The sequence below is a fragment of the Uliginosibacterium aquaticum genome (assembly GCF_012972705.2).
Classification (GTDB): domain Bacteria; phylum Pseudomonadota; class Gammaproteobacteria; order Burkholderiales; family Rhodocyclaceae; genus Uliginosibacterium; species Uliginosibacterium aquaticum.
Window position 1 is genome coordinate 321,012 of sequence record NZ_JABCSC020000003.1, and the last position, 25,252, is coordinate 346,263.

General features: G+C 66.8%; 22 protein-coding genes. 3 read left to right on the forward strand and 19 right to left on the reverse strand.

Features of this window, described 5'->3' with window-relative positions; all coding sequences use genetic code 11:
• The first annotated feature begins 122 nt into the window (after positions 1–122).
• On the forward strand, positions 123–2,003 hold the full coding sequence (locus HJ583_RS12835) for a methyl-accepting chemotaxis protein (protein ID WP_170022292.1): 1,881 nt from the start codon (positions 123–125) through the stop codon (positions 2,001–2,003).
• 292 nt (positions 2,004–2,295) lie between these two features.
• Here the strand turns inward: HJ583_RS12835 and HJ583_RS12840 are convergent, their stop codons facing one another.
• Complete coding sequence (locus HJ583_RS12840) at positions 2,296–2,634, reverse strand: hypothetical protein (protein WP_170022293.1); 339 nt, start codon at positions 2,632–2,634, stop codon at positions 2,296–2,298.
• 198 nt (positions 2,635–2,832) lie between these two features.
• The gene (locus HJ583_RS12845; RefSeq protein WP_170022294.1) at positions 2,833–3,741 is read right to left on the reverse strand and encodes a LysR family transcriptional regulator; all 909 of its coding nucleotides are present in this window, start codon (positions 3,739–3,741) and stop codon (positions 2,833–2,835) included.
• Positions 3,742–3,867: 126 nt separating this feature from the next.
• On the opposite strand from HJ583_RS12845, the gene HJ583_RS12850 reads away from it, so the two are divergent.
• Complete coding sequence (locus HJ583_RS12850; RefSeq protein WP_170022295.1) at positions 3,868–4,626, forward strand: SDR family NAD(P)-dependent oxidoreductase; 759 nt, start codon at positions 3,868–3,870, stop codon at positions 4,624–4,626.
• Between the two features lie 63 nt (positions 4,627–4,689).
• On the opposite strand, the gene HJ583_RS12855 is transcribed toward HJ583_RS12850, so the two are convergent.
• Genes HJ583_RS12855 through HJ583_RS12865 form a run of 3 tightly spaced genes read right to left on the reverse strand, consistent with a single transcriptional unit; the run spans position 4,690 to position 7,601 of the window.
• Positions 4,690–5,685 carry a cytochrome d ubiquinol oxidase subunit II gene (locus tag HJ583_RS12855; RefSeq protein ID WP_170022296.1) on the reverse strand — a complete coding sequence of 332 codons (996 nt, stop codon included), beginning with the start codon at positions 5,683–5,685 and terminating at the stop codon, positions 4,690–4,692.
• Entirely contained in the window at positions 5,682–7,013 is a 1,332-nt protein-coding gene (locus HJ583_RS12860; protein WP_170022297.1) for a cytochrome ubiquinol oxidase subunit I, read from the reverse strand. Before HJ583_RS12860 ends, HJ583_RS12855 begins: the two co-directional genes overlap by 4 nt.
• A gap of 30 nt (positions 7,014–7,043) precedes the next feature.
• Positions 7,044–7,601, reverse strand: coding sequence for a GbsR/MarR family transcriptional regulator (locus HJ583_RS12865; protein ID WP_170022298.1), 558 nt, complete (start codon positions 7,599–7,601; stop codon positions 7,044–7,046).
• Between the two features lie 380 nt (positions 7,602–7,981).
• On the opposite strand from HJ583_RS12865, the gene HJ583_RS12870 reads away from it, so the two are divergent.
• A complete protein-coding gene (locus tag HJ583_RS12870) occupies positions 7,982–8,860 on the forward strand; it encodes a DUF6268 family outer membrane beta-barrel protein (RefSeq protein WP_170022299.1) in 879 nt (292 codons plus the stop codon).
• A gap of 38 nt (positions 8,861–8,898) precedes the next feature.
• On the opposite strand, the gene HJ583_RS12875 is transcribed toward HJ583_RS12870, so the two are convergent.
• From HJ583_RS12875 to HJ583_RS12940, 14 genes are all read right to left on the reverse strand, one after another.
• Entirely contained in the window at positions 8,899–11,070 is a 2,172-nt protein-coding gene (locus HJ583_RS12875; protein WP_170022300.1) for a GumC family protein, read from the reverse strand.
• 10 nt (positions 11,071–11,080) lie between these two features.
• On the reverse strand, positions 11,081–12,127 hold the full coding sequence (locus HJ583_RS12880; protein ID WP_170022301.1) for an acyltransferase family protein: 1,047 nt from the start codon (positions 12,125–12,127) through the stop codon (positions 11,081–11,083).
• Positions 12,124–13,239 (reverse strand): glycosyltransferase family 4 protein, encoded by a 1,116-nt coding sequence (locus tag HJ583_RS12885; protein WP_170022302.1) that lies wholly within the window; start codon positions 13,237–13,239, stop codon positions 12,124–12,126. Before HJ583_RS12885 ends, HJ583_RS12880 begins: the two co-directional genes overlap by 4 nt.
• Positions 13,240–13,254: 15 nt before the next feature.
• On the reverse strand, positions 13,255–14,268 hold the full coding sequence (locus HJ583_RS12890; RefSeq protein ID WP_170022303.1) for an acyltransferase family protein: 1,014 nt from the start codon (positions 14,266–14,268) through the stop codon (positions 13,255–13,257).
• Positions 14,255–15,322 (reverse strand): acyltransferase family protein, encoded by a 1,068-nt coding sequence (locus tag HJ583_RS12895; protein ID WP_170022304.1) that lies wholly within the window; start codon positions 15,320–15,322, stop codon positions 14,255–14,257. Before HJ583_RS12895 ends, HJ583_RS12890 begins: the two co-directional genes overlap by 14 nt.
• Positions 15,319–16,338 carry a glycosyltransferase gene (locus HJ583_RS12900; protein ID WP_170022305.1) on the reverse strand — a complete coding sequence of 340 codons (1,020 nt, stop codon included), beginning with the start codon at positions 16,336–16,338 and terminating at the stop codon, positions 15,319–15,321. Before HJ583_RS12900 ends, HJ583_RS12895 begins: the two co-directional genes overlap by 4 nt.
• Positions 16,335–17,405, reverse strand: coding sequence for a glycosyltransferase family 4 protein (locus HJ583_RS12905; protein ID WP_170022306.1), 1,071 nt, complete (start codon positions 17,403–17,405; stop codon positions 16,335–16,337). Before HJ583_RS12905 ends, HJ583_RS12900 begins: the two co-directional genes overlap by 4 nt.
• On the reverse strand, positions 17,398–18,633 hold the full coding sequence (locus tag HJ583_RS12910; RefSeq protein ID WP_170022307.1) for a glycosyltransferase family 9 protein: 1,236 nt from the start codon (positions 18,631–18,633) through the stop codon (positions 17,398–17,400). Before HJ583_RS12910 ends, HJ583_RS12905 begins: the two co-directional genes overlap by 8 nt.
• Positions 18,630–20,057: a hypothetical protein gene (locus HJ583_RS12915; protein ID WP_170022308.1), complete on the reverse strand. Its 1,428-nt coding sequence runs from the start codon at positions 20,055–20,057 to the stop codon at positions 18,630–18,632. The genes HJ583_RS12910 and HJ583_RS12915 overlap by 4 nt, the downstream gene beginning before the upstream one ends.
• An 8-nt stretch (positions 20,058–20,065) precedes the next feature.
• On the reverse strand, positions 20,066–21,007 hold the full coding sequence (locus tag HJ583_RS12920) for a glycosyltransferase family 2 protein (RefSeq protein ID WP_170022309.1): 942 nt from the start codon (positions 21,005–21,007) through the stop codon (positions 20,066–20,068).
• Positions 21,004–22,272 carry an oligosaccharide flippase family protein gene (locus HJ583_RS12925; RefSeq protein WP_170022310.1) on the reverse strand — a complete coding sequence of 423 codons (1,269 nt, stop codon included), beginning with the start codon at positions 22,270–22,272 and terminating at the stop codon, positions 21,004–21,006. The genes HJ583_RS12920 and HJ583_RS12925 overlap by 4 nt, the downstream gene beginning before the upstream one ends.
• A gap of 73 nt (positions 22,273–22,345) precedes the next feature.
• Complete coding sequence (locus tag HJ583_RS12930; protein ID WP_170022311.1) at positions 22,346–23,599, reverse strand: hypothetical protein; 1,254 nt, start codon at positions 23,597–23,599, stop codon at positions 22,346–22,348.
• Between the two features lie 7 nt (positions 23,600–23,606).
• Positions 23,607–23,774, reverse strand: coding sequence for a hypothetical protein (locus HJ583_RS12935; protein ID WP_158239116.1), 168 nt, complete (start codon positions 23,772–23,774; stop codon positions 23,607–23,609).
• A 52-nt stretch (positions 23,775–23,826) separates the two neighbouring features.
• Positions 23,827–25,233, reverse strand: a complete 1,407-nt coding sequence (locus tag HJ583_RS12940; RefSeq protein ID WP_217423410.1) for an undecaprenyl-phosphate glucose phosphotransferase — start codon at positions 25,231–25,233, stop codon at positions 23,827–23,829.
• Between the last annotated feature and the right edge of the window lie 19 nt (positions 25,234–25,252).

The window sequence follows — 25,252 nt, forward strand, 5'->3', positions numbered from 1 at the left end:
CGCGGCGCTGGCCTGTGGGGGGAGGATCGGGAGCCAAAAAAGGCGACGATTCTGCTCAAGGCAGGATGAGGTGCTGCCGTGAATACATGCTTCCCCGTATGTTCAATTCACCGCGTACAGCCATGACTCTCCGCTCCCGCCTGATCCTCTTCGTCACCGCACTGGTGACGGCCATCATCCTGATCCTGTCCACCGCGGCCTATCTGCGCATGCAGGACGAGATCACCAACGGGGTCGAACGCGAGATCCAGGCTGCGGTGGTGGGCAGTGGCGAGGCGCTGAGCCGCTGGGCCATGCAGCGCAGCGATGCGATCCAGGCCGCGGCCAGCCATGTCAGCAGCAGCACCGAACCCTATCTGCCGCTCCAGATCGGCAAGGAGGGCGGGCGTTTTGACCAGACCTTCGCGGGCTTTGCCGACAAGCGCATGCACTATCACAACCCGGAGAAGAAGCCTCCCGAAGGCTATGACCCGACCTCGCGCGCCTGGTACAAGAAGGCCAGCGAGGAGAAGACGGCCGTTCTCACCGCGCCTTACGTGTTCTCGTCGACCAAGAAACTCGGCGTGACCTTCGCTGCGCCGGTGCTTGAGAATCAGAGTGTGGTGGGGGTGGTGGGCGGCGATATTGCGCTCGAAGACATCATCAAGCTGACCCAGGACATCAAGCTCAACGGCGAGGGCTATGCCTTCCTCGTGACGCGTGACGGCAAGATCGTGGCGCACCCGGCCGGCGAAAGCACGCTCAAGCCGGTGAGCGAGATTCTGCCGGGGCTGGCGAGCGAGGACCTGCTGCGCCTTGCCGGCGCCCGGAAGCTGGAGGAGATGCAGATCGATGGCCGTGCCAGCCTCGTCAGCATCACGCCGGTCGCCGGTACGGACTGGCTGCTGGGAACGGTGATCGACCGCGACAAGATCTTCGCGCCGCTCAAGGGCATGCTGGTCTTGCTGCTGGCGCTGGGCGTGATCCTTGGCGGCGTAGCGGTAGGCGTGGCGAATCTGGCCCTGGCACGTCTGCTGGGAGGCCTCAACCGCCTGCGCGATGCGCTGATCGAGATAGCCTCCGGCGGCGGCGACCTGACGCGCACCCTGCCGATCGCGCATCGCGATGAAATCGGCCTCACGGCGGAGGCCTTCAACCGCTTCACTGCGAGCTTGCGCGAGATGTTCCTCGCCGTGCGCGAGCAATCCACCCAGATGGGGAGCGCCGTGCACAGCCTTGAGCAGGCGACCCGCACCTTGTCGACCGATTCGGTGAAGCAGGCAGATCTGTCGACCTCGACGGCAGCGACGATCGAAGAAATCACGGTGAGCATCAATCACATCGCTGATAACGCCCAGGAAGCCGAACAGACCGCCATCAACACGGGTCGCATCTCGCAGGAATCGGCTGCCGCCGTGGATGAACTGGCGGCCGGCATCGACCGCATCTCCGGCTCGGTCGAACAGCTCTCGGCCACGCTCGGCCGCCTTGGCACCAGCTCCACCCAGATCACCAGCATCATTGGCGTGATCAAGGAGATTGCCGAGCAGACCAATCTGCTGGCCCTGAATGCGGCCATTGAGGCGGCACGCGCGGGCGAACAGGGACGGGGCTTTGCCGTGGTGGCCGATGAAGTGCGCAAGCTTGCCGAGCGCACCGGCAAGGCCACCGTGGAGATCGGCCAGCTCATCGAGTCCAATCACCGTGAGATCGCTTCGGCGCTCGATGACATGGACAGCACGCGGCGCTCGGTGGTGGAGGGCGTCAGCACCTCGCACCAGGTCGCGCAGCGCATGGGCGGCATCGATGCGCAGATGAACCAGGTGGTGCGTGGCATCCGTGACATTGCCGAGGCCACCCGCGAGCAGTCGGCCGCCACCAACGAGATGGCGCGGGCGGCGGAGCAGGTGACGCGGATGACCACCGAGACCGACGTGGCCGTGCAGTCGGCCGCGGGCAATGCCGCGCAACTGCATCAGCTCTCGCAGCAACTGCAGGCGCTGGTCGCCCAGTTCCGCCTGTGAGGCGGCCGGGCGTTCTGCCACAGGGCGGCGCGCCCATCCTGAAGCAGGCGTTCGGGCCCTGGAGGGGGCCGAACACCGTTGTGGGTGCGTCGCAGCGGCTGAGCCGCAGGCCTCTTTTCAGTCCTAGTCCGGCCGGCTGAAGGCGACCCTAAGAAGCTGTTCGCGATCTTACTGCGAGGCCGTGATCAGGGCTCATGCGCTGCTCGGAATCCTCATTTATCAACATAAACTCTGGTTCCTGTGCGGCTCTTCACTCTGCTGACGGCCTCTCGCGACAGATCGTGAACAGCTTCTAAAGCATTGCCAGGGCGCGGCGGGTCAGGAAACCATCGACGGCTTTGGACTGTTCCTCGATGCGTTTGAGCAGGCGACGTTTTTCCTGCGGACAGATCAGGATGTGCACCGGCTCGACCACCAGTTGCTGCCCCGCCAGTGATGCCGGCAGCCCTTCGGCCCGGATCGCTTCGGCAAAGTTCAGCGCGACCTGGGCGTTGTCGATCATGGCGTGGGCAGAGTAGTCGCGCACCTCGCCGCTGACCGAGATGAAGCGGCAGTCGCTCAGGCGACGCATCTTGTTGCCCTGCTGCGGCTTGTGGCAAGCCACCGTCCAATAGTTGATGCTTTCCTTCATTGCTGCCGAAAGCGGCTGGCCCCGGCCGCCGCTTTCCCCCCGTCTGCAACTCGTCCTGCGTTCTTGTCGTCACCCGCTCTGGCGATCTGGCGGGGGCTTGTGGCTGCGCGCACATTGGCCGCTGCCGGGAGATATATCGACCCTGCCTGCTACGACTTTAGTGTCAGTCTGGTGGCGCGCTGCAAGCTTTGCGCTGGATCAGTCGGCCGCCAGTCTTTCGGCCATCAGGCCGGCCAGCCAGTGCATGAACACCTGGACCCGGCGCGGCAGGTGGCGGCGATTGGCGTAGAGCAGGGAGACCGCCATGGCCGGCGCCGTGAAGGCCGGCAGGATATCGATCAGGCGACCGGCCTCAAGGTGACCACGCACGCCGGCACGCGGCACCTGGATGATGCCCAGGCCCGCAAGGCAGGCGCCTTCGTAGGAAAAGGTGGCGTTGACGCTCAGTGCGCCGGGCAGGGGAATGCTCTGAGTGTGGCCCTGCGCATCCACATACTCGAAACCGTCCGGGCGGGCGCCGAGGGTTGGCAGGTAATTCACCAGCTGGTGGCCGGCCAGCTCGGCCAGCGTGTGCGGCGTGCCGTAGCGGGCGAGGTAGGCCGGGCTGGCGAAGTTGCCCATGCGGTAGTGGCCCAGCGGCCGCGCGATCAGGCTGGAGTCGCTCAGGGTGCCCACCCGCAGTACGCAATCAAAACCTTCGCGGACCAGATCGACGCGTCGATCAGTGGAAGAGAGCTCGATCTCCAGCCCCGGGTGCTCGGCGAGAAAGGCCGGCAACTGCGGGATGACCAGATCGCGCGCGACAGCCTGCGGCATGTCCACCCGCAAGCGCCCGCGCAGCTCCGTGGGGCCGGCGCGGAACAGGCCCTGCAGCTCTTCCATGTCGGCCAGCATGTCGCGGCTGCGCTCGTAGAACACCTGGCCGTCCTGGGTCATCTGGACGCGGCGCGTGGTCCGGTGCAGCAGGCGGGTGCCGAGCAGGTTCTCGAGCTGCTGCACGGCGGCCGAAACGCTGGCCTTGGGCAGGCCCAGTTGCTCGGCGGTGCTCGTGAAGCTGGCCAGCTCGGCAACGCGCACATAGATACGCATGGCGTCCAGTTGATTCATGTCCCGACTCACTGTTCGTGGAATGCGAACAGTTTAGTCATTTTTGCGGTGTTTATCGCGGAGGTCCTGGTTAATAGACTGGCTTCACTGGCTCAACCCGAGCCAAGCCCACTCAAGGAGCTCAGCATGACTCGCAAGATCGCCCTCATTACCGGTGGCAGCCGTGGCCTTGGTCGCAGCGCCGCCCTCAAGCTTGCCGCGCGCGGCGTCGACGTGATCCTCACCTATCGCAGCCAGGTGGCCGAAGCGCAGGCCGTGGTGGCCGAGATCGAGGCGCTGGGCGCGCATGCCGTGGCCCTGCAACTGGAGGCTGGCGATGTCGCCAGCTTCCCGGCATTCATCGCCGAGGTGCGCAATGCACTGCAGACGCACTGGCAGCGCAGTCAGTTCGATTACCTGCTCAACAATGCCGGCATGGGCGTGTATGGCAGCATCGCCGAGACCAGCGAGGCGCAGTTCGACCAGCTTGTGAATGTGCATCTGAAGGGCGTGTTCTTCCTGACCCAGGGCTTGCTGCCGCTGATTGCCGAGGGCGGCCGCATCCTCAATGTGTCCTCCGGCCTGGCCCGCTTCTCCTTGCCGGGCTATGCCGCCTATGCAGCCATGAAGGGGGCCATCGAAGTCTTCACGCGCTACCTCGCGCTGGAGCTGGGGCCACGCCGGATTGCGGCCAATGTGATCGCGCCGGGTGCCATCGAGACCGATTTCGGCGGTGCTGCCGTGCGCAACAACCCGCAGCTGAATGCCATGATCGCCGGCCAGACTGCGCTGGGGCGTGTCGGCCAAGCCGACGACATCGGCAGCCTGATGGCGCTGCTGCTGTCGGACGAAGCCGGCTGGGTCAATGGCCAGCGCGTGGAAGCTTCAGGCGGCATCCATCTGTAAGTGCATCTGGCATTCGGGCATAGGCAGGCGTGGCGTCGGCCACTCCTGCAGTCTGTCACCGTATCAACCGTAGCTGAGGCTGCTGCTCTTGCCGCGGAACACCCAGTAGGAGAAGGCGGTGTAGGCCAGGATCATCGGCACGGTGATCACCGTGCCGATGAAGATCACCGTCAGCGCCGGGGTGGAGGCCGCGGCCTGGAACAGGCTCAGGCGGTCCATGATGATGTAGGGATAGAGGCTGTAGGCGAGGCCGAAGAACCCCATCAGCAGCACGAAGATGCTCAGCACGAAGGGCAGCCAGGCAAACTCTTCACGCACCCTGGGCCGCCCCAGCACCCAGCCCAGGCCCAGCAGGGCCGCGCCGCAGCTGAGTGGAATCGGCAGCAGGGCGAGGAAGACCGGCATTGCGAACCACTTGGCCCGCACCGTGTCGCTGAGCCAGGGCGTGGCCAGCGAAATCAGGATCAGCCCCAGCGCCACCGGCAGCAGGGCTCGCCGGCCCCAGCGCTGCGCCTTTTCCTGCAGTGCGCCTTCGCTCTTCAGGAGCAGCCAGCAGGCGCCGAGCAGCACATAGGCGGCCGGCAGGGCCAGCGCGATCAGCCCGGCAAACGCCAGCGGCCCGGCGCCTTCGGCAAAGCCGCTGATGTAGCGGCCAAGCATCCAGCCCTGGGCGAGGGAGGCGGTCAGCGAGCCGGCGAAGAACGCCAGGTCCCACAGACCCTGGTGCTGGTCGCGCGCCTTGACGCGGAAATCAAAGGCCACCCCGCGCAGGATCAGGCCGATCAGCATGGCCGTGACCGGCAGGTAGAGCGCTCCGAGGATCAGGCCATGGGCCTGCGGAAAGGCGATCAGCAGGATGCCCACGCCGAGCACCAGCCAGGTTTCGTTGGCGTCCCAGAAGGGGCCGATGGCGGCGATCATGGCGTCCTTCTCGGCCCGCTCGACCAGTGGCAGGAGCAGGCCCACGCCGAGATCGAAGCCGTCGAGCAGCACATACAGCAGCATCGCCACACCCAGCACGGCGAAGAAGAATACGGGCAGGAACTGATCGAAATTCATGCTGCATCTCCTGCGGCTTGGCCGGCTTTGCCGGCCATGTAGAAAAGGACGCTGACATAGGCGGCCAGGAGCAGCGCATAGGTGATCAGATAGGCCGTGAGCGAGATGGCGATGGTGGCGGCCGGGGCCGGGCCGACCAGATCGGCGGTGAGCAGTTCGCCGAACACCAGCCAGGGCTGGCGGCCGATCTCGGTGACATACCAGCCGGCGAGGGTCGCGACCCAGCCGGAGAAACTCATCGCCGCGAGGAGGCGCAGCAAGGGGCGTGGCAGGGCCTCGGCACGCCCGGCGCGGCGCAGCGCCCAGACTCCGGCCCAGCTGGCGAACAGCATCAGCACGCCCACCCCGACCATGATCCGGAAGCCCCAGAACAGCGGCGCTACCGGCGGATGGCGGCCTTCGAACTCACTGAGCCCGCGGATCTCGCCGGCCATGTCATGGGTCAGGATCAGGCTGGCGAGCTTCGGGATGCCGATCTCGAAATGGTTGCTGCGGGTTTTTTCATCCGGCAGGGCGAAGAGCAGCAGCGGTGCGCCGCGCTCGGTCTGCCACACGCCTTCGATCGCGGCGATCTTCTGGGGCTGATGCTTAAGAGTGTTGAGGCCGTGAAGATCGCCCAGCAGGATCTGCAGCGGGATCAGCAGCGCGGCTGCGAAGAGACCGGTGCGCAGCGCTACGCCGGTAGCGGCGCTGGCCCGTCCGCGCAGGATCTGCCAGGCCGACAGGCCGGCGATCAGGAAGGCCGCGGTGAGGCCGGAAGCCAGCAGCATATGGCCGAAGCGATACGGGAAGGAGGGGTTGAAGATCACCTCCAGCCAGCTCGCTACATGATACTGGCCGCCCTCGACGTAGAAGCCTGCCGGCGTCTGCATCCAGGAATTCAGGGCCAGGATCCAGAACGCCGAGGCCGTGGTGCCCAGCGCCACCAGCGCCGTGGCGGCCAGGTGCAGGCGCTCGGATACACGGTCATGGCCGAACAGCATCACGCCGAGGAAGGTGGCTTCGAGGAAGAAGGCGGTGAGCACTTCGTAGCCCAGCAGCGGTCCGGCGATATTGCCGACCCGCTGCATGTAGCCGGGCCAGTTGGTGCCGAACTGGAAGCTCATGGTGATGCCCGAGACCACGCCCATTGCGAAAGTCAGCGCGAAGACCTTGGTCCACAGCCGGTAGGCTTCCAGCCAGGCCGTGTCGCGGCTGCGGATCCAGCGCCAGCGGAAGAACAGCAGTGCCCAGCACAGGGCGATGCTGATGGTGGGAAACAGGATGTGAAAGCTGATGTTGGCCGCGAACTGCAGGCGGGCCAGGAGGAGGGGGTCGAGGGCGTCCATGTCGGTTCTCTGTGCTGCGCTGAAACGGGGCTAAGTGCGTGGCTTGGCGCCTGTGGCGCGCTTGATCTTGTCGGTGAAGTCGAGCAGCTTGTGGACGGTGGAGCCCATGCCCATCAGCTTGCTGAGGGTGGCGCTGTCGAGGCGCTGGATATCGTCGAACCAGTTGGTGAGTTGCTCGATCAGGCCGTGCATGTCGCGCATGCGCTCCTGGGCGTGGCGATCCTCGGCGCTGGCAGCGTCGTCCATCAGCGCGGCGCGCAGCATCGACAGGGTTGGCTCGATCTCGCGGCGGCGACGCTCTTCCGCCAGCGTGCGGAACACCTCCCAGGCGTCGCCGGGGGCCTCGAAATACTCGCGCCGGTCGTTCGGAAAATGGCGCAGACGCACCAGCCGCCAGGCCTGCAGCTCCTTGAGGCCCATGCTGACATTGGAGCGCGAAAACTCCAGTTCCTCGGCGATCTGGTCGGCATTGATCGGCTCGGCGGAGACGTAGATCAGCGCGTAGATCTGCCCCACGGTGCGGTTGATGCCCCAGCGGGAACCCATCTCGCCGAAGTGCGAAACGAAACTGCGGACAAGGGGAGTCATGTCCAGCTCTCTGTTGTTTATTGATCTGGATCAAGCCTATCACAAGTTTCAGGAATTACTGAAAATTGAAAATTCTGCTTTTGCAGGGCCGGCCTTTTCCGCCGGGGGCCGAGTTGGCGGGGAGCCCATGTGGCCCAAACCGCCTTCGTGACTCCGACTTGTGCGCCATGACAAGCTCGCGCCGGAGCTGTTTTTCCAAGGCCGGATTCGGCCGCTGGCGCCCGAACAGGCACGGCCTCGTCTGGCGTGGTGGGCCGCTGCTCTGGCGAGCTGGCCTGAAGCGGCTCGTCCGGGCATGATCGGGCAATGAACTTTGTTCTCCAGCCTGTGTCACACGCCCGGTTAACGCCGTCCTCCCTCTCTTTCCCCGAAAGCTGCTCATGACCGTCCGCAAGATTCTCGCCGCCACCTGCCTGTTGTGGGGCGCCTGCGCCCAGGCCCAGATGGCGGGCACCAGCGTGTCGCTGGGCCAGGTCCACCTGAATGAAGCCAACCTGTCCGGGGGGGGCTCGACTTCGGTGGAAAACACCCAGCTGTCCTTCTCCCACACCGCAGCGATCGGCGCCGGCACCACGTTGGGCCTGCAGCTGCGCGGCGATCACGAATTCTGGTCTTTCGAGGGCACGCGTGCCGCGCCCTGGCAGGATGTGCAGCGCTTGTCGCTGGGCCTGCCGCTGAGCCGCAGCCTGTCGGACGGCTGGAGCATGATGCTGACGCCGCGCGCCGAATGGGCCGGTGAGGAGGATGCCAAGAGCAGCGATTCGCTGGCCTGGGGTCTGATCGCGGGCGCCAACAAGCAGTTCGGTCAGGGCCAGCGCATCGGCTTCGGTCTGACAGCCTCGCGCACCCTGGACAAGGACACCGAGTTCTTCCCCTTCGTGATGGTCGACTGGCGCTTTAACGAGCAATGGCGCCTGTTCAACCCGCTGGGCCTGGGCCTGTCCGGGCCGGCTGGCCTCGAGCTGGCTTATCGCGTGACGCCTGGCGTGGAACTGGGCCTGGGCGGCTCCTGGCGTAATTCGCGCTTCCGCCTCGCCGAAGACAATGCCTTCTCGGCCGGCGGTGTCGGTCAGCTGAGCTATGTGCCGGTGTTCCTGCACCTGTCCTGGAAGCCGGTGCCGGTGTTCAGCCTGGATGCCTACGCCGGCATGATGCTCAATGGCCGCCTCAAGGTTGAAGATCGCGATGGCAACGATGTGAGCACCCAGTACATGGACAACACGCCGTCCTTCGGGCTGGCCGCGAGCTTCCGTTTCTAGGATGCTGGGCGGTTGAGGCTCCGCCGCGGGTGAGCCGCTCAGGCCTCGCTGATCGCCGGCTGCATGGCCAGCCCGCTTGCGGTGGGGCCGGGCGGTGAAGTCACGTTGTTGAAGACCAGGCCGAGGATGCGCCCGCGCGCACGCCGCAGGCGCCGCAGCGAACGCGCTGAGAGCGGGTGCACGGTGTCGCGGGCCCGCACTACCAGCAGGCAGCGGGTGCACAGCGGGGCCAGGGCCAGCGCATCGCTGACCGGTGCCAGCGGTGGTGAATCAATGATGATGTTGGCGTAACGGGTGGATAGCTGCGCGAGCAGCTCCACCATGCGCGGCGATTGCAGCGCTTCGAGCGGTTCCGTCAGGGGCAGGCCGGCCGGCATCACATCCAGATCGCTGCCGATCAGGCGATGGATGCAGCGTTCCACCGCTACCCCCAGTTGCAGATGATTGCCCAGGCCCGGCAGCTCGCGTTGAACGCCGAGCTGTTCAGTCAGGCCGGCGCGGCGCAGGTCGGCATCGATCAGCAGGCACGGCCCGGTCTGCGCCATGGCGAGTGCCAGATTGGCGCTGATGGTGCTTTTGCCTTCACCGGCGACGCTGGAGGTGATCAGGGTGCGCCGGCAGCTGAGGTCCAGATCGGCCAGCAATATGCTTGAGCGCAGGCTGCGGATGCTCTCGGCGAGGCGGCTCAACGGTGCGTCCACCTGAACCGTGGCCAGGCTGCGGACCCAGGGCAGCGACACCCAGGGCAGTTCGGCGAGCACCGGGTGGGCAAAGCGTCGCTCGGCCTCGCTGGCGCTGAATACACCGAGCGCCAGGCGATCGCGCAGGATGGCGAACAGCGCTGCGAGCAGCAGGCCCAGCACACCAGCGGCGAGGATCAGGCGTGGCCGGTTCGGGCTCACCGGGCGCAGCTGAGGGCTTGCCGACTGGATCAGGCGGGCCGGATCGCCGCGCAGATCGTGCTGGGCGCTGACTTCCTTGTTCCGCACGCTGAAGCGCGCGTGATGACTGCGGTCGCTGGCGACCTGACGCTCCAGCGCGGCCAGCGCCGCTTCATCGCGATTGAGCCGCTGCACCACGGCGCGGGCGCTGTCGAGTTCGGCCTGCAGCATGCGTTCGCTGGCACGGGCGCGCTGGGCGTCCGCCTCCAGCCCGGCCAGGGCCACGCTGATCAGGTTGTTCAGGCGCTCCTCGGCGGAGGCCAGCTCGGCCGCGGCTTCGCGTAGGCGCGGATGCTCGCTGCCGTAGCGCTCTTGCAGGCGGGCCAGATTCTGGCGGGCCAGATCGCTTACGCCGCGCGCGCTCTGCACATCGGCATTGCCCAGCACACCGGGCAGGCGCGCACGCTCGTCGGGCGCGGCAGTGCGGGCCTGTTCCCAGGCGCTCTCGGCACTGATCCGGCGGCTGCGGGCGCTGGCCAGCTGGATGCCCAGATCGGTGATGCGCTGGGCGACGAGGGCCTGGCCGTTGCCGCCCAGATCCACCAGCCCACGTCGTTCGCGAAAGGCCTGCAGGGCGCGTTCCGAGGACTTGAGGCTCTGCAGTTGCTGTGCTTCGTGCTGGCTGAGGACTTCGCCGGCCTGCTCGGCATTCAGGATGCGGGTTTCGAGCAGGGCGCCGAGATAGTTGTCCACCACGCCATTGGCCACCCGCGCGGCTAGCGCCGGATCGGCCGCATAGAAGCGGATCGCCAGCAGCTGGCTCTTGCCCACCGGCGCCACCTGCAAGCGGCTGGCATAGTGCTGCCAGGTCGCCTCGGCGAGCAGTTCAGGGGTCCATTCGATGGCTTCCGGGGTCTTGCCGATGAGCCCCAGCAGGCGGGCGCGCAGGCCGGGGCGGGCACGGCGCGGATCGAACTCGGCCTCGTCCCACAGCTTGAGGCTGTCCACCACGCGCAGGCCCAGGCTGCGCGAGCCGAGGTATTCCGCCTGGGTTACGAAATGACTGCGCCCGCCCTGCACTTCGCTGAGATCGTCGAGGGCCAGTAGCTGCCCCGGGTTGTCGCCGATCAGCAGCAGGGCCTCGGCTTCGTGCAGCGGCGTCATGAGCAGGCTGGCGAGGCCCGCCAGTACCGCCAGCAGGGCGCCAGCCGCCAGCACCTGCCATTTGCGGCTGCGGATGCTGTGCCAGTAGTCGAGCAGCTCCGGCCTGCCGGGCAGGGCACGCGGACTGTGCTCGAAGCGAAGATAGCGTGGCTCGAATGCCGGCATCGGGGTAGGCCTAGCGCCTGCGGGCGTGCAGCTGACGGGTGAGGGGTTGCTCCAGCCAGAAATACAGCAGGGCAGCGAAGAAGCAGGCAGCAATCACGCTGAGGCTGCCGCCGAGGATCACAACGGTCAGCTGCTCGCCGCCACCGGACTTGAGCAGGCGTGCCAGCGCGATCATGACGAAGGCGTGACTCAGATAGAGCGTGTAGGAGGCGTCACCCATGCGGCTTAGCCAGGCGCCGGCGCGGCCTTCGCAGAAGCTGCCGGAGAGGCTGCAGGCCACCACCAGCAGGGCCGGCAGGCCCCAGGTCCACCAGCGGTAGGTGTCGGCCAGGCCGCCGGTGTATTCGCCGCCGAACAGGCGGGTGGCAAACAGGAAGCACAGGCCGGCCAGGGTCAGCAGGGCGGGGCGCCAGGCGAGCGGGATGCGCAGACCGGATGCTCCCAGCAGCAGACCGAAACCGAACTCGATGATCAGCGGGCTGCTGTACCAGGACTGGGCATGCTGCAGGCCGGCCAGCCCTGCCAGCGCCGGCACCCCCAGCATGAGTACGGCGATGCAGACGGGCCGCCAGCGTACGCGCGGAAAGAGCAGGGTCAGGCTGCACAGGGCATAGAAGTACATCTCGTAGACCAGCGTCCAGGCCACGCCCATGACCAGTGGATCCTCGCGCGCAATCCCCGGCAGCAGGAAGATCGACGACAGAAAGCGCGGCAGGGAGTATTCGAGCGAGCGGAAGGCCAGGCCGCTGCTCCACAGCAGCAGGATCAGGCACAGGAAGGACCAGTAGATCGGGAAGATGCGGCGGATCCGGCGGCGCATGAAATCCCCGGCCCTGACTTCGGGCGAGAAGCCGCGCGTGCTGTGCCACATCACATAGCCGCTGATCACGAAGAAGATGTCGACGCCGCAGGCGCCTACCGTAGTGATGAACTTGGGCAGCATCACCAGCGGGCTGGCGTGCAGCTCTTCGAGCACATGGTGGATCAACACCAGCAGCGCGGCGACAAAGCGCAGCTGCTGCAGGCCGATGAGTTGATCACGGGCCGGGCTGATCATGCTGGGGCGTATGTCTCGGCCAGTTGCTGGAAGCGCTGGCGGAACTGGGCATGTCCAAAGCGCTCGGCATTGCGCCGGCAGGCCAGTGGATCGAAGCCGGCGCCGGCCTCGAAGGCCTCCACTGCGGCGCAGATCGCGTCCACATCCTGGCGCGCAAAGAACAGGCCGGTGTGCTCGGCCGGATCTCCGGTGGCAATCACTGTTTCGAGTGCCCCGCCGCGCCCGAAGGCAATCACCGGAGTGCCACAGGCCTGGGCTTCGACCGGCGTGATGCCGAAATCCTCCTCGGCTGCGAAGACGAAGCCGCGCGCGCGCTGCATGTGATCGCGCAGCACCTCGAAGCTCTGGTAGCCGAGCAGGCTTACATTGGGAGTGGCGAGGGCGCGGCATTTCTCGAATTCGGGCCCGTCACCGATCATCACCAGGCGGCGTCCGGGCATCCTGGCGAAGGCTTCGACGATCAGCGGCATCTTCTTGTAGGGCACCATGCGCGAGGCGGCGAGATAGAAGTCCTCCTTGTCGCCGCCCAGGGCAAAGCCGGAGACATCCACCGGTGGATGCAGCACCGCTGCCTCGCGCCCATACACCTTGCGGATGCGTTTGGCGATGAAGGCTGAGTTGGCGATGAAGTGATCCACCCCGTTGGCTGTGCGTACATCCCACAAGCGCATGTAGTGCAGCAACGCGCGCACGATCCAGGCCTTGAGGCCGCTGGTGAGGCCGGATTCCTGCAGGTATTGATGCTGCAGATCCCAGGCATAGCGGATCGGTGAGTGGCAGTAGCAGATGTGGGTCTGGTTCGGCCCGGTGAGCACGCCCTTGGCCACTGCATGGCTGCTGGAGATGATCAGCTCATAGGCCGACAGATCGAGCTGCTCCATGGCCAGCGGCATCAGTGGCAGGTAGTGGCGAAACCACTTGCGCGCGCGCGGCAGCTTCTGGATGAAGCTGGTGACTGGCGTGCGCCCGCCGAGAAAGGCGCGCTGATTGTCCGGCAGAAAATCCGCTACCGCGAAAAGGTCGGCCTCCGGGTAGAGGGTGAGCAGCTGCTCGACAACTTTCTCGCTGCCGGCGTAAGTGGCCAGCCATTCATGGACGATGGCTATCTTCATGACACTCTCCTGAGCTCAGCCGAGGCCGAGCAGGCGGTTGATATTCCAGCGTCGTGCCAGTGCCGCCAGCGCGAGCGGAACGCCGATGCCCAGCAATAGCTGGCTGGGCAGGATCAGCCACAGGGCTTCGATGTGCAGCAGCTTGACCAAAGCAATCCGGGTGCCTGCCACGATCAGTACATGCAGCACGTAGATGCTCATGGAGAATTGGCCCAGGCATTGCAACCAACTCAGGTGCTGGCCCCAGCAGCGGCAGGCGAGGATCACGGCGCCCACCCCGGCCAGGGTGGCGGGCAGAATCGGGAGATTGAGGCCGGGCGCGTCGCCGTGGTCCTGCACCAGAATGGAGACCGTGCCGCAGGCCAGCAGCAGCAGCGGCACCAGCACGGGCGCGGCGCGACGCAGGGCGGCCTCGCCTGGCCACAGCGGGGCATTGCCGAGGAGGCAGCCGGCGAAGTAGGCCCAGGCTGGCATGGCGGTCCACACCAGGATGCTGGCGCTCTCTGGCCAAGCCCACAGGGCGGCGAGCGACAGCGCGCTGGCCGCACCCAGGCACAGGCTGCGCGGGATGCGCTGGCTGAACAGGGCGCACAGGTGCAGCAGGAACAGGGCATAGAGAAACCAGAACTGGGCCGGCGGCTGCCACAGAAAGGAAATCAGGCGCTGCGCGTCGAAGGGGTACTGATGGTTGGTGTAGGCCGAGCCCAGATGGTTGGCGAGGCTCTGCAGGAAGCCCCACAGGAAATAAGGCCACACCACGCCGATCAGGGTGGCCTGGAGGAAGCGTCCGCTGCCCTTGGCGAGTCGTGCGTCCACGAGACTGCCGGCCAGCCAGAAGAACAGCGGCATGTGAAAGCTGTAGATCGCGTAGAACAGGTGAGCGCCGAAGCCGCTTCGCTCGATGAGGCCGGCGTCGCGCAGGCCACCGAGGATGTGGCCCAGCACCACCAGTAAGATACCGATGCCGCGCGCGGCATCCAGCCAAGCGAGGCGTGCGGGCGTGGCAGAGTGCGTTTCAGGGGGCGCCATGGCAAAGTTTCCGGATCAAGCTGCGAGGGTAGAAAACAAACTGACCGAGGCTGTGACGGTTCAGCACGGCATGATCGAGCAGAGCCGGCAGCAGGATGGCCAGGATCAGCGCCAGCCAGGGAGAATCGCTGCGGCTGGCAATGGCGTGCTGGAGCATCGGGTGCAGCACCATGATCGGCAGGCTGCTGCGGCCCAGCCAGGCGGCGGCCGCAAAACCGCCCAGCGCGTGGCGGGCCAGCAGCAGGCAGCTGAGGGTGCCAGCGAGAGCGGCCAGGGCGGTCCAGGCCGGAGTCGGGCCGATCTGGGCGTGGGCCAGCTCGAGGGTCCACGGCAGCAACTGGCGCGCCGACTGGCTGAAGGCCAGCGCCCACAGTGGCAAGAGCAGGGCCAGCAGCCACAGTACCGGGGTGCTCCGGGCTGGCCAGGCAATCCAGGCGCGCCCGAGCAGGATGAAACCGCTGATGAAGGGCACCACATTGGCCGACCAGGGCAGCAGGGCGTTTGATCCGGCGCCGTGCCAGGTCATCTGCTTGAGCGGCGGACTCTTGTCGACCTCGCCGAGGCAGGCGGCTCCGATGCCGATCAGCAGCAGCGCGCAGGCGCTGAGCCAGCTCGCCTGGCGGGCGGGGCGCTGCTCGCAGAAGTGGATCAGCGGCCAGGCCAGCAGCATGCCCAGAGCCAGGGCGGGCAGGAACCACAGAGTATCGACGCGCAGGCTGGTAGCCGTGCCGTACAGGATGCCCAGCAGCACATGCAGCAGGCGCGGCTGCGGGGTCGGCACGAAGTTGCCGTCCAGGCCGAGCGCCAGTGGCAGGAAGGCCAGCGACACGATGCCGTAGATCCACACCAGCGAGCCGATCCGGACCAGCCACTGGCGCGGGCTGAGATCGCACAGGGTGAGGCCGGCGATGGCGAAGAACATCGGCATGTGAAAGGAATAGATCAGCCCGCGTAGTGCGCCATAGCCGACCAGCGGGCTGTGGCCGAGCACCACCAGTACCACGCCGAGGCCCTTGGCTACATCGATCCACTGCTGGCGCGGGCGGCTGCTCATGCGGCCTCCCCGTTGCAGGCCGGCAGGGGATAGGCAGGGCTGGTGCCGAGACGACCGCTTTCGCCATCGTGGCGGGCCGCCTTGAGCAGGTGCAGGCGTTGCGGGCGCCCCAGTGCCAGTGCATAGGCCTGCAGGATCAGCCAGAAGAGCAGGCGATTGGTGCGCATGACGAGGCCCGGCCTGCCGCTGCGCTGCTGCTCGAGGTGCGAGCGATTGCGGAACTCGTAGTACATGCGCATGTCGCTGCTGCCGGTCAGCAGGGCCACGAACACGTTCGGATAGTTGGCGGCGGCGTGGCCGGACTGATCGACGTCCACGATCTGCGCCTGCCGGTCGAGCACGATGCGGCCACCGGCGTCGGTGAGACGCAGGGTCCATTCGATATCGTCGTTGTAGAGCACGTAATCGGCACGCGGCAGGCCGATGCTCTCGGGCACGGCGCGGTGGAACAGCAGGCCGCCCCACGGCCCCCAGCGCACTTCGCCGCCCTGTGACTGTGGTGCGCTGCGGCGGCCCAGATGGCGCAGCAGCTTGTGGCCGATATCGGCCACATGAAAACCCAGGTAGCTGCTGCGCTCGCGCTGTTGCTGCGCCAGCGAGCCGGCCACGTAATGCTCGGGGCGGAAGGCCAGCACGGCCGAACGCGCCGGCGCGGCCGGCATGCCCTGCGCGGTGTAGGTGGCTAGCAGGCTCGCGAGGCAGCCCGCTGCCAGCACATTGTCATCGTCGAGCAAGCAGATGAAGCTTGCCGGGCGGGTCAGCGCCGCACGTATGCCGGCCGCGAAGCCGCCGGCCGAGCCGAGATTGGTGCTGTGATGGATGAGTTGCACGCGGCTGTCGAACTCGGCTGCGATGCGCCCGGCGAGGCCCGGCGCGGCGGCGTTATCCACCACCGTCACGCCGCCTGCGCCCTCGCTCAGGGCGGCGCTGATCACCTGGCGCAGCAGCACCCAGCGCTCGCCGTAAGTCACGGTGACGACTTCGACTTCGCCGGGCGAGAGCGGCGCCGGCTTCATGTCAGGGCTGCCAGCAGTTGGCTGGCGGCATCGCGCCAGCGCCAGTGCGTGGCCTGAGCCAGGCTGCGATCGTGCGCAGCCTGGAGCCAGGCCTCGTCGCGCAGACTCTGCTGCAGGAGGGTGGACAGCGCCTGGGCATCACCGGCCGGAAAGTAGCGTGCGGCACTGCCGCACACTTCCGGGATCGACGCCGCATTGGCCGCAATCACCGGGCAGCCCAAGGCCATCGCTTCGGCAGCGGGCAGGCCGAAGCCTTCGTAATAGGACGGGAAGACGAAGCAGGCGGCGTGCTCGTAGAGCGCGCGCAGCTCGCCATCCGTGACATAGCCGACATGGCGCACGAAGCCGGGCAGGCTGGCGCCGGCGAAGATGCGCGGATCGGTGCCGCCGGCAATCACCACATCGAAGCCGCAGTCTGCCCCAAGCAATTCCACGGCGCGCACCAGGGTGGCAAAACCCTTGTGCGGCACCATGCTGCTCACGGCCAGCACATACGGCCGACCGAGCAGCGCACGGCGCTCCAGCAGGCCGGCATCGGCCGCCACCCGCAGCATGTGCTCACCGCTCTCGGCCAGCACCCGGATCTTGTCGGCGCGCACATGGTAGGCCGCGGCAATGGCGCGGGCCGAGAACTGCGACACGGTCAGCACCCGCGGAGCGATGCAGCCCAGCCAGGGCATCAGGCAGCGATACCAGAGGCGAAAGGCGCGGCCATAGGATTCCGGCACCTGCGCCGGGGCGGCATCGTGGAGGGTCACGATCTGCTGCCGCTTGAACAGTGGCGCGGCGTTGCACAGGCTCAGCAGTGGCAGGCCACGGGCGGCCAGCGGCAGCTCAAGTTGCTCCCACTGCAGACCCTGGCGCCGACCGCAGGTTTCCACGGCGAGATGACGGAAACTGGCGCTCACGCCCTGCGGCACCAGGATGCGAAAACGCAGCGTGGGATGCGGCTGTTCCTCCAGCAAATCATCGAGTGCGCGCAGCAGTTCGAAAGCGAAGCGGTCCACCCCGGTCGGGCGGCGGCCGAGGAAGCGGCCGTTGATGAGGATCTCGCGGGCCTCAGGCATGAGCGGCCTCCGCCTGCTCGCCGAGGCTGGCTTCGATGGCTGCGAAAACGGCGCTGGCCGGGGTTTCCCGCAGGCAGGCCATGCTTGCGCAGCCGGCGGGCAGGAAGCACGGAGCGCAGGCTTTGGGGGTGGTGACGATGCGGCTGTGGCGAGCTGCCGGGCGCCAGCTGCCGTCCATGATGCCGGGATAGATGCCGACGACCGGAATGGCGTGTGCGGCGGCAAGATGGGTGCCCATCGAGTCGAGGCCGACGAACAGACGGGCCTGGGCGATGCAGCCGGCAAGGCGCGTGAAATCGAGCTGGCCGGCGAGGCTCACGGCCGCTGCTGGGACGCGTGCGGCAATGCGTTGCGCCAGGGCTTCTTCCGCCGGGCCGAAGCCGAGCAGCACGATGCGCTCGCCACGCGCGGCACAGGCCAGGGCCAGTTCATGCCAGGCGGGTTCCGGCCATTGTTTGTGCGCGCCACCGGCGCCAACGTGAAAACACAGGAAGGGCGAGTGAATGCCGGCCGCCTGCAGCAGCTCGCGGCTGCGTGCGAGTGCCGTGGCTGGCAGTGGGCAGGAGGTTTGCAGATGGCCCAGATGCGGGCGGCAGGCCGGTATCTGAGCAAGCAGGCGGCGATGCCACTCGAGGATGTGCTGGCCGGCGCAGTCCCATTCACGCGCATGGCTCAGTAGGCCGCCAAAGCCGCCGCTGGCCCAGCCCAGGCGCAGCGGGATGCGGGCACTGGCGAGCAGCGGGATGCTGTTGGGGAAGTAGGCGTAGAGATCGATGGCCAGCGCGTAGTGGTTGGCGCGGAGGGTCTGCAGAAGCGTGCGGCGCGCGCCAAGGTAGCGCAGCAGGCGGCGCCATAGCGGCCCACCTGCGCGGTCCAGCTTCCAGTGGGTCAGGCTGTGGATCTGGCCCAGCTCGGGGTGCTCGGCCAGCAGGTGGGCCGCGGCCGGATGGACCAGGAAATCGATGCGCGCGGCCGGGAAGGCTGCACGCAGCACCGGGATGGCGGCGCTGGCATAAATCAGGTCGCCGATGTGGGCCTGCATGCAGAGCAGGATGCGGTCGGGGGCGAGGCTGGCCGGCATGGGCCGGGCGAGGCTTCGCGAGAGGCCGGTGAGGGCATCGATCAGGCGCATCGCGGTGCGCAGCAGCGGGTTGAAGAACAGGTAACGGCCGCAGGCGAGGCCGGGGCGGGTGACGCTGGGCGTGGGCAGCGGGACGGAGGCCGTCATGCGAAGACCCCGTCACTGGCCATCACCGGCCTTGCCTGCGGAGTACGGCGCGGTACATACAGCAAGGCCGGGCAGCAGGCGATGGCGCACAGGAGGTAGAACATCACGCCCAGATCGAAGACCGAGGCGACCAGGCTGGCGATGATCAGCGCTGCCAGCACGCCGTGGCGCGCGGCGATGACCAGCGCACGCTGGGTGGCATCGATGCCGGCCGGCAGTTTCGCCAGCAGCACGCGGGCGAGGAAGGCCAGAAACAGCAGGCTGCCGGGCAGGCCCACGTTGGACACCAGTACCATTGGCAGGCTCGAGGCGCGGGCGCTGCCCATGCCGGCACCGAGTCCCCAGGTATCGAGGAAGGCCTGCCAGGAAATCTGGTTCCATTCCCCGCGTTCGATTGCCGAGGAGGAGCTGGATTTGTAGAGCAGGGTGTTTTCGATGATGTCCCAGGCCTGCTCGCGCACGGCCGGCAGCAGGGCCAGGATGGCGCCGATCACGAGCGCCGCCGCGAGGCCGAGGCCCAGGTAATGCCACAGATGGGTGTGCCCGCCCGGGCGCCAGCCCTCGCAGAAAGAGATCACCAGAACCAGCGCGGCATACACGCCGAGGCCGCCGTAGCCGGCACTGGAGGTGGCCAGCAGCAGGGCCAGCAGGCTGCCCAAGGCGAGCGGCCCGCTCAGCCGCGGCCAGCAGCGCTCGCGCCACAGCACGTAGCAGAAGGCCATCAGCGGCAGGGTGAAGCCGGCGAAGGCAGAGGCTTCCGGGAAGGTGCCGTTGATGCGTTTCACATTGCCGAAGGCCGCCTCCGGCATGAAGGCGAAGTTCGCCGTCTGCAGTGGTTCGAGCAGATTGCCAAGGCCGCTGTAATAGCCGCCCAGATCAACCACGGCGGCGATCAGATTGAGCCCGGCCAGCCACAGCATGGCGCGCCCGGCGCGCTCCAGTCCGCCTTCGAGGCGCAGGAAGACCAGGGCCACCGCGAACACCACCAGCTCACCGGCCGCATACACGCTCTGGGTGATGTTGCCAGAGCCCGGCGCGAGGGTTTCGACCGGGACGGCGCCGAGCACCACGCTTGCGCGGTTCATCGACACTACGTCCACCTCGCCGCCGAACAGGCGCGGCAGCACCGCCGCCGATACAAAGCCCCACACCACCAGCAGTAACAACGGGAAGCCGGGCTGGCGCGGTGCCATTGCCTCGAACATGCTGTGCAGGTGGCCGAACTTCAGCACACATAGCGCCAGCAGCAGCAGCACCGCGAAACCGGGCGCTACCGTGGCGCCGCCCAGCGCCGGCAGACTGAAGGCCGCACTGCCAGCGAACACACAGGCCACGATCTGCAGGCTCAGCAGGCGCTCGGGGGCCGACCACAGCAGGCCGGCTCCCAGCAGCATGAACACGACGCCGATCCATTCGAGGCTCATCGTGTGTCCTAACGGATGGACAGCACCCGTTCGGGGTGCAGGCGACCGAGGCCAGCATCAACGAGGGCCTGGAAATTGCCGCGCAGGCGGCCGGTGTAATCCTTGCGGCGATTCAGACGCAGCGAGTTGAACAGATTCGAAGCCAGGTTGCGGGCCGCCAGGCGGGCGCCGAAGCTGGTCCGCATGCTGCCCTTGCGAATCAGGTAAACCGGATTGGCGATCTGCGAATAGCCAAAGCGCAGGCCGCTGGTGCGCGCGCCCTGAACCCCCATGTGCACCCCGCGGCAAGCCGGCTCGCACACCAGCTTGCCGTAGCGGCGGGCGCGGCCGGCAAAGTCGATGTCTTCCTGCCAGCCGTAGAGTGGCAGCTTCTCGTCGAAGCGCTGGGTAATCGCAATGGGGCCACGATAGGCCATGTTGCAGCCATAGAGGCCGTCGACCAGCTCGGTCAGCTGCTTGCCGTGGGCCCAGTGGGATTCCGGCGCACGCTTGCCGAGCAGGTAATCGCGGGCGGTCTGCTCGTCGTAACCACTGGAGTGGATGCCATCGGCGAGCAAGTTGCCGCACAGGCCGACCACCTCTGCTGACTGCGCGAAGCGCTCGGCGCAGCACACCAGCCAGTTGCTGGCCGGGCGGAAGTCATCATCGAAGAACACCACGAACCAGTCTGCCGGTTTGAGCTCTTCAACCAGCCCGGCGAGGCGATCGAGGCCGGCGTTGCGTTGCAGGGTCAGGCCGGCGCGCCCGCACACGAGAACTTCTGCCTGTCCGCCGTGTACCAACGGATGGCTGCCCAGGCCCGCCACGTCGGCCGCGTCGGCGCCCACCACCAGGGTGCGCAGCGGCAGATGGCTCTGCGCCGCGATGTAGCCGAGCAGGTTGGCGGTTTCGACCGGACGGCCCTTGGTGGCGACGATCACGAAGGCTTGTGGCAGCGGGTTCTGGATCATGGGGTTTTCTCGCTTTCAGGATCGAGCAGGCGTTGCAGGATGCCCATGCGCCAACTGGTGAGCAGCAGCATGGCGGCCACCGCCAGCTCGCCGCCGACACGCGCGGCAGCCATGCCCAATGCGCCCCAGGCAAGGCCGGCCGGGATGGCGCAGAGCAGGCTGAGGCCCGCGCCGAAGAGGGTCACGCGGGTTAGCAGACCTTCGCGGTGCTGCGGCACCAGCACATAGGCGCCGATGATCTGGTTGATGGCGGCCAGCGGAAACACGATGGCCAGCAGATGCAGCACCGGGACGCTGGCCTCGAAACCGGCGCCGAAGATCAGGCGCACCACCCAGTGCCCCAGCAGCAGGCTGGCCACGAGGCCTGCGAGGCCGATACCGCCAAGCAGCAGGGCGGCCTTGCGCACCATGCGGAAGGCCGCGCCCTCGTCGTGCAGGAACAGGGCCGTGATGCGCGGCACGAAGATCTGGCTGGCCGGGCCCATCACGCTGAGGCCCACACTGACCAGGCGTTCGGCGGCGCCGAAACTACCTACTTCGCTGCCGCTCGAAAGCAGGCTCAGCAGGTAGGTGGAAGAGGCCACCAGCAGAGTCGAGCTGCAGGTGTAGATGAACAAGGTGCTGCTGCTGCGCACCAGCGCCAGCCCGGCTGCTGGCGAGAAACGCGCCGGGGAGATCTCGTGGCGTACCCACCAGTGCGCCAGGGCCAGGGCCAGCACCCCGGAAACCAGCAGGCAGGCCAGCACCACCCAGGCATCGCCGGGCGCGCGCACCAGGCTGAGGATCGGGATCAGGCTCAGCACGAAGCCCAGCACCTCCAGCTTCACGGTGTGGCGCGGGCGCTCGCTGGCTGTGAAATACCAGCCCAGGTTGTAGGCCGAAACGATGCCCAGCAGCACCGCACAGACGCCGATCACCGGGTGGCTGGCGAGGATCGGCGAGGCCAGGGTGGCGACAATGCCGCCACCGAGAGCCAGGGTCGACAGCAGGGCGCGTGCTGACACGTGCTGCCAGAAAATGCCGCCATAGCCGCTGCGCGGCGCGGTGGCGATCTCGCGTCCGCCGGCCGCTACGAAGCCCCAGCTGACGAAGAGCCACACCATGTTCATCAGCGACATGGCGGCCAGCACCTGGGCATAGCCCTCCACACCGAGCACCCGTCCATAGAAGGGGGTGAGGATCAGCAGGTAGAGGTAGCGCAGTGCATAAGCGAGGTACACGAAGAGCAGATCGGTGTGCTGCGAGGGCAGGGCGCGCGTGTTCATGGCTGGCCGCTCCGCTGCGTCGGCGCGGCTGGGGTGAAGCAGGCTGGTACTGTGCCCGGACATGGTGCTGGCCTCATGGACGCGCGCACGCCGGCGCAGTGGCGGGGCGCTCGAGGCTGAGCTTGCCGGCACCCTGCACCGCCGGGTAAGCATCCCAGCGCGCGACCAGGGGCCCCTTGGCATCGCGGAACAGATAGGCCATGGCGGCGCCGCTGCCGCTCTGGGTGCTGAGCGGGCAGACATAGCGCGCCTTGCCGAGCTTGGCGTGGAGATCGCGGAAGGCGTAATAGGCCGGGCGCGGGCGGCTGTTGTTGTCGGTCAGGCCCATCGGCCCGTCAACCGAATCACGGGTACTGAACCAGCAGGTCGCCTCGGCACCGGTGGCGGCCCCCAGGATCATAGCCCGCGGCAGGTAGGTGGCCACGGCCTCTTCACTGAGCGGGCCGAGAGGCGATTTCTCGCCGACTCCCCAGCCCCATTCGGTGATCCAGATTTCGGGGCGCTTGCCGAGTTTCTGACTGCCGAACTCGCGCAGGCGGCGCATCGCCGAGCCGAAGCTGCGGTCCGGGTCCACCACCTGGTAGGGGCGGGTCCAGTCGGTGTCATAGGTCACGGCGGTGAGTTCCGGGATGTCGCCGCCGGTATAGGGATGGATCGCGAAGCCATCGATCTGGCGTGTCAGCCCGCGCGCCAGGAAGTGGTAGTGGATGACCCACATGTCATCGTCGGTGATGACCCGGATGCTCGGGTCAAAGAGTTTGATGCGGTGGGTGGCCTCATCCACCATGCGCAGGTAGTGATCCACCCAGGGCGAGGGCGGTGCGCCATTCCAGTTGCCGCCGAACTTGTGGAAGAGATCGTTGTGTGGCTCGTTCCACAACTCGATCACGAAGCGCAGGCCCTGCTTGCGCAGGCGCCGTGCCATCTCGGCAGCGTAGCGGCCGTAGGCCACTGGATCGGCCGAGTTGCCGGGCTTGGCCGGGGTGTTCGGGTAGGCCAGCGGATTGTCGTAGGCCAGCAGCATGACCAGCCCGATATCGTGCTGGCGATAGAAATCCAGGCGTTGCTGGAACTCCGGCGGAAAGGCCTGGTACTGCCCCGGCCGCTTTTCGATGTCGAACCAGGCGACGGTGTCGCGCACCCACTTCACGCCCAGATCGGTGAGCATCGGCAGCTCGGAGAGCGGCTGCCCCTGCGAGAACTTCGCAGTCACGCACAGCGTGTCCTCGAAGCGCTCCGGTGCGGCATGGGCGGGGCCGGCCGCTACCAGGCAGCACAGGCCCAGCCAGGCCAGCCAGCCAGCAGGGAGCGAGCGGCGCTGGTTCATGCACGACTCACTCGACAGAGCGCGTGTGCGGAATCACGGCCACAACCGGGCTGGCCGGAGCCGGCTCGGCAGCGGCACTGGGCACTTGCGGGGCGCGCGATTGCGACAGGCTGGTGGCGACCATGAAGCCAAAGCAAGCCACGCAGGCAACCAGACAACGGATGATGATGTTCATGAGAGTTCTCCTTGAAACGAGGGGGTAGAGCCTTTTCTTGACGACGTGTTGTTCAGTAAGCGGCGCTGTCTTTCGCGACCAGGCCGACGGTGCGCAAGATGATTCGCAGGTCCAGGCTCAGCGACCAGTTGCGCAGGTATTGCAGGTCGTAATAGATGCGTTTGCTCATATGCTCGAGATCGTCGCCGCCGCGATAGCCATTCACCTGGGCCCAGCCGGTGATGCCCGGGCGCACCTTGTGGCGCACCATGTAGCCGGAGATCACGGTGCGATATTTCTCGTTCACCGCCACTGCGTGCGGGCGCGGGCCAACGATGCTCATCCGCCCCTGCAGCACGTTGATGAATTGCGGCAGCTCGTCGAGCGAAGTCTTGCGGATGAAGGCGCCAACCTTGGTGACGCGAGCATCGCCCTTGCTGACCTGGGTGTAAGCCTTGTCGCCGTCTTCGGTGACGGTCATGGAGCGGAACTTGTAGACGATCACTTCCTTGCCATCGAGGCCATAGCGGCGCTGGGCGAAGATCACCGGGCCGGGCGAAGTGAATTTCACGGCCAGGGCCACGCCCAGTAGCAGCGGCGAGATCAGCAGCACGATCAGGCTGCCCAGGACCAGATCCTCGGTGCGCTTGATGATGCCGTTCACGCCCGTGAAGGGGCTCTCGCAGACAGCCACTGCGGGCATTCCGCTGACATGCTCGACGCGGCCCTGGATCAGTTCGGTCACGAACAGGTCCGGCACGAAATAGACCGAGGCGGTGGTGTCGCGCAGGCTCTGCAGCAGGGCTAGGATGCGTGGCTGGGAGGCCATCGGTAGGGCGATATAGATCTGATTGACGGCGTTCGTCTTGACGTAGCTGGCCAGATTGTCGATGGCGCCGAGCACCGGGCGATCACCGATGTGATGGCCCATGCGTTCGCGCGGGCGGTCGTCGAAGAAACCCAGAAAGCGTGAGCCGGCGTAGCGATCCTGCTCGAAGTGGGCGGCCAGTTCCACGCCGGTATCGTTGGCGCCCACGATGACGACCCTTGAGGGGTCATGGGCCAGCACTCGCAGCAGGCTCTGGCGCGCAATTTCGTGCGAGGCGAGCAAGGCGGCAAGGGTGGCGAGCTGCCAGGTCAGGATGATGTCGCGGTCGTAGAAATCCAGATAATCCGTGACATAGCCGATGAAGTAGAGCGTGGCGCACAGCACCAGCCAAGCCAGGCTGGCCTTCAGCGCCATGCGCCAGCGGCTCTCCGAGATGCGCAGGATGCCCGGAAAGAGCAGCAGGAAGGTCAGCAGGGAGAGTGCGAAGTAGTGGCGATCGAAGCTGCCCCCGTGTGCCAACACGCTGATGATCAGGGTGACCACCGCCAGCACCGGGCCGAGCAGGGTTTCGATCAGCCCAACCAGCGGGAAGCGCGAGCGCAGATTGTCGGTTTCCCCGGACCAGGAAATGGACGACGCGGCAGCTTGCATGGTGGGCCCTCCGTGTGGA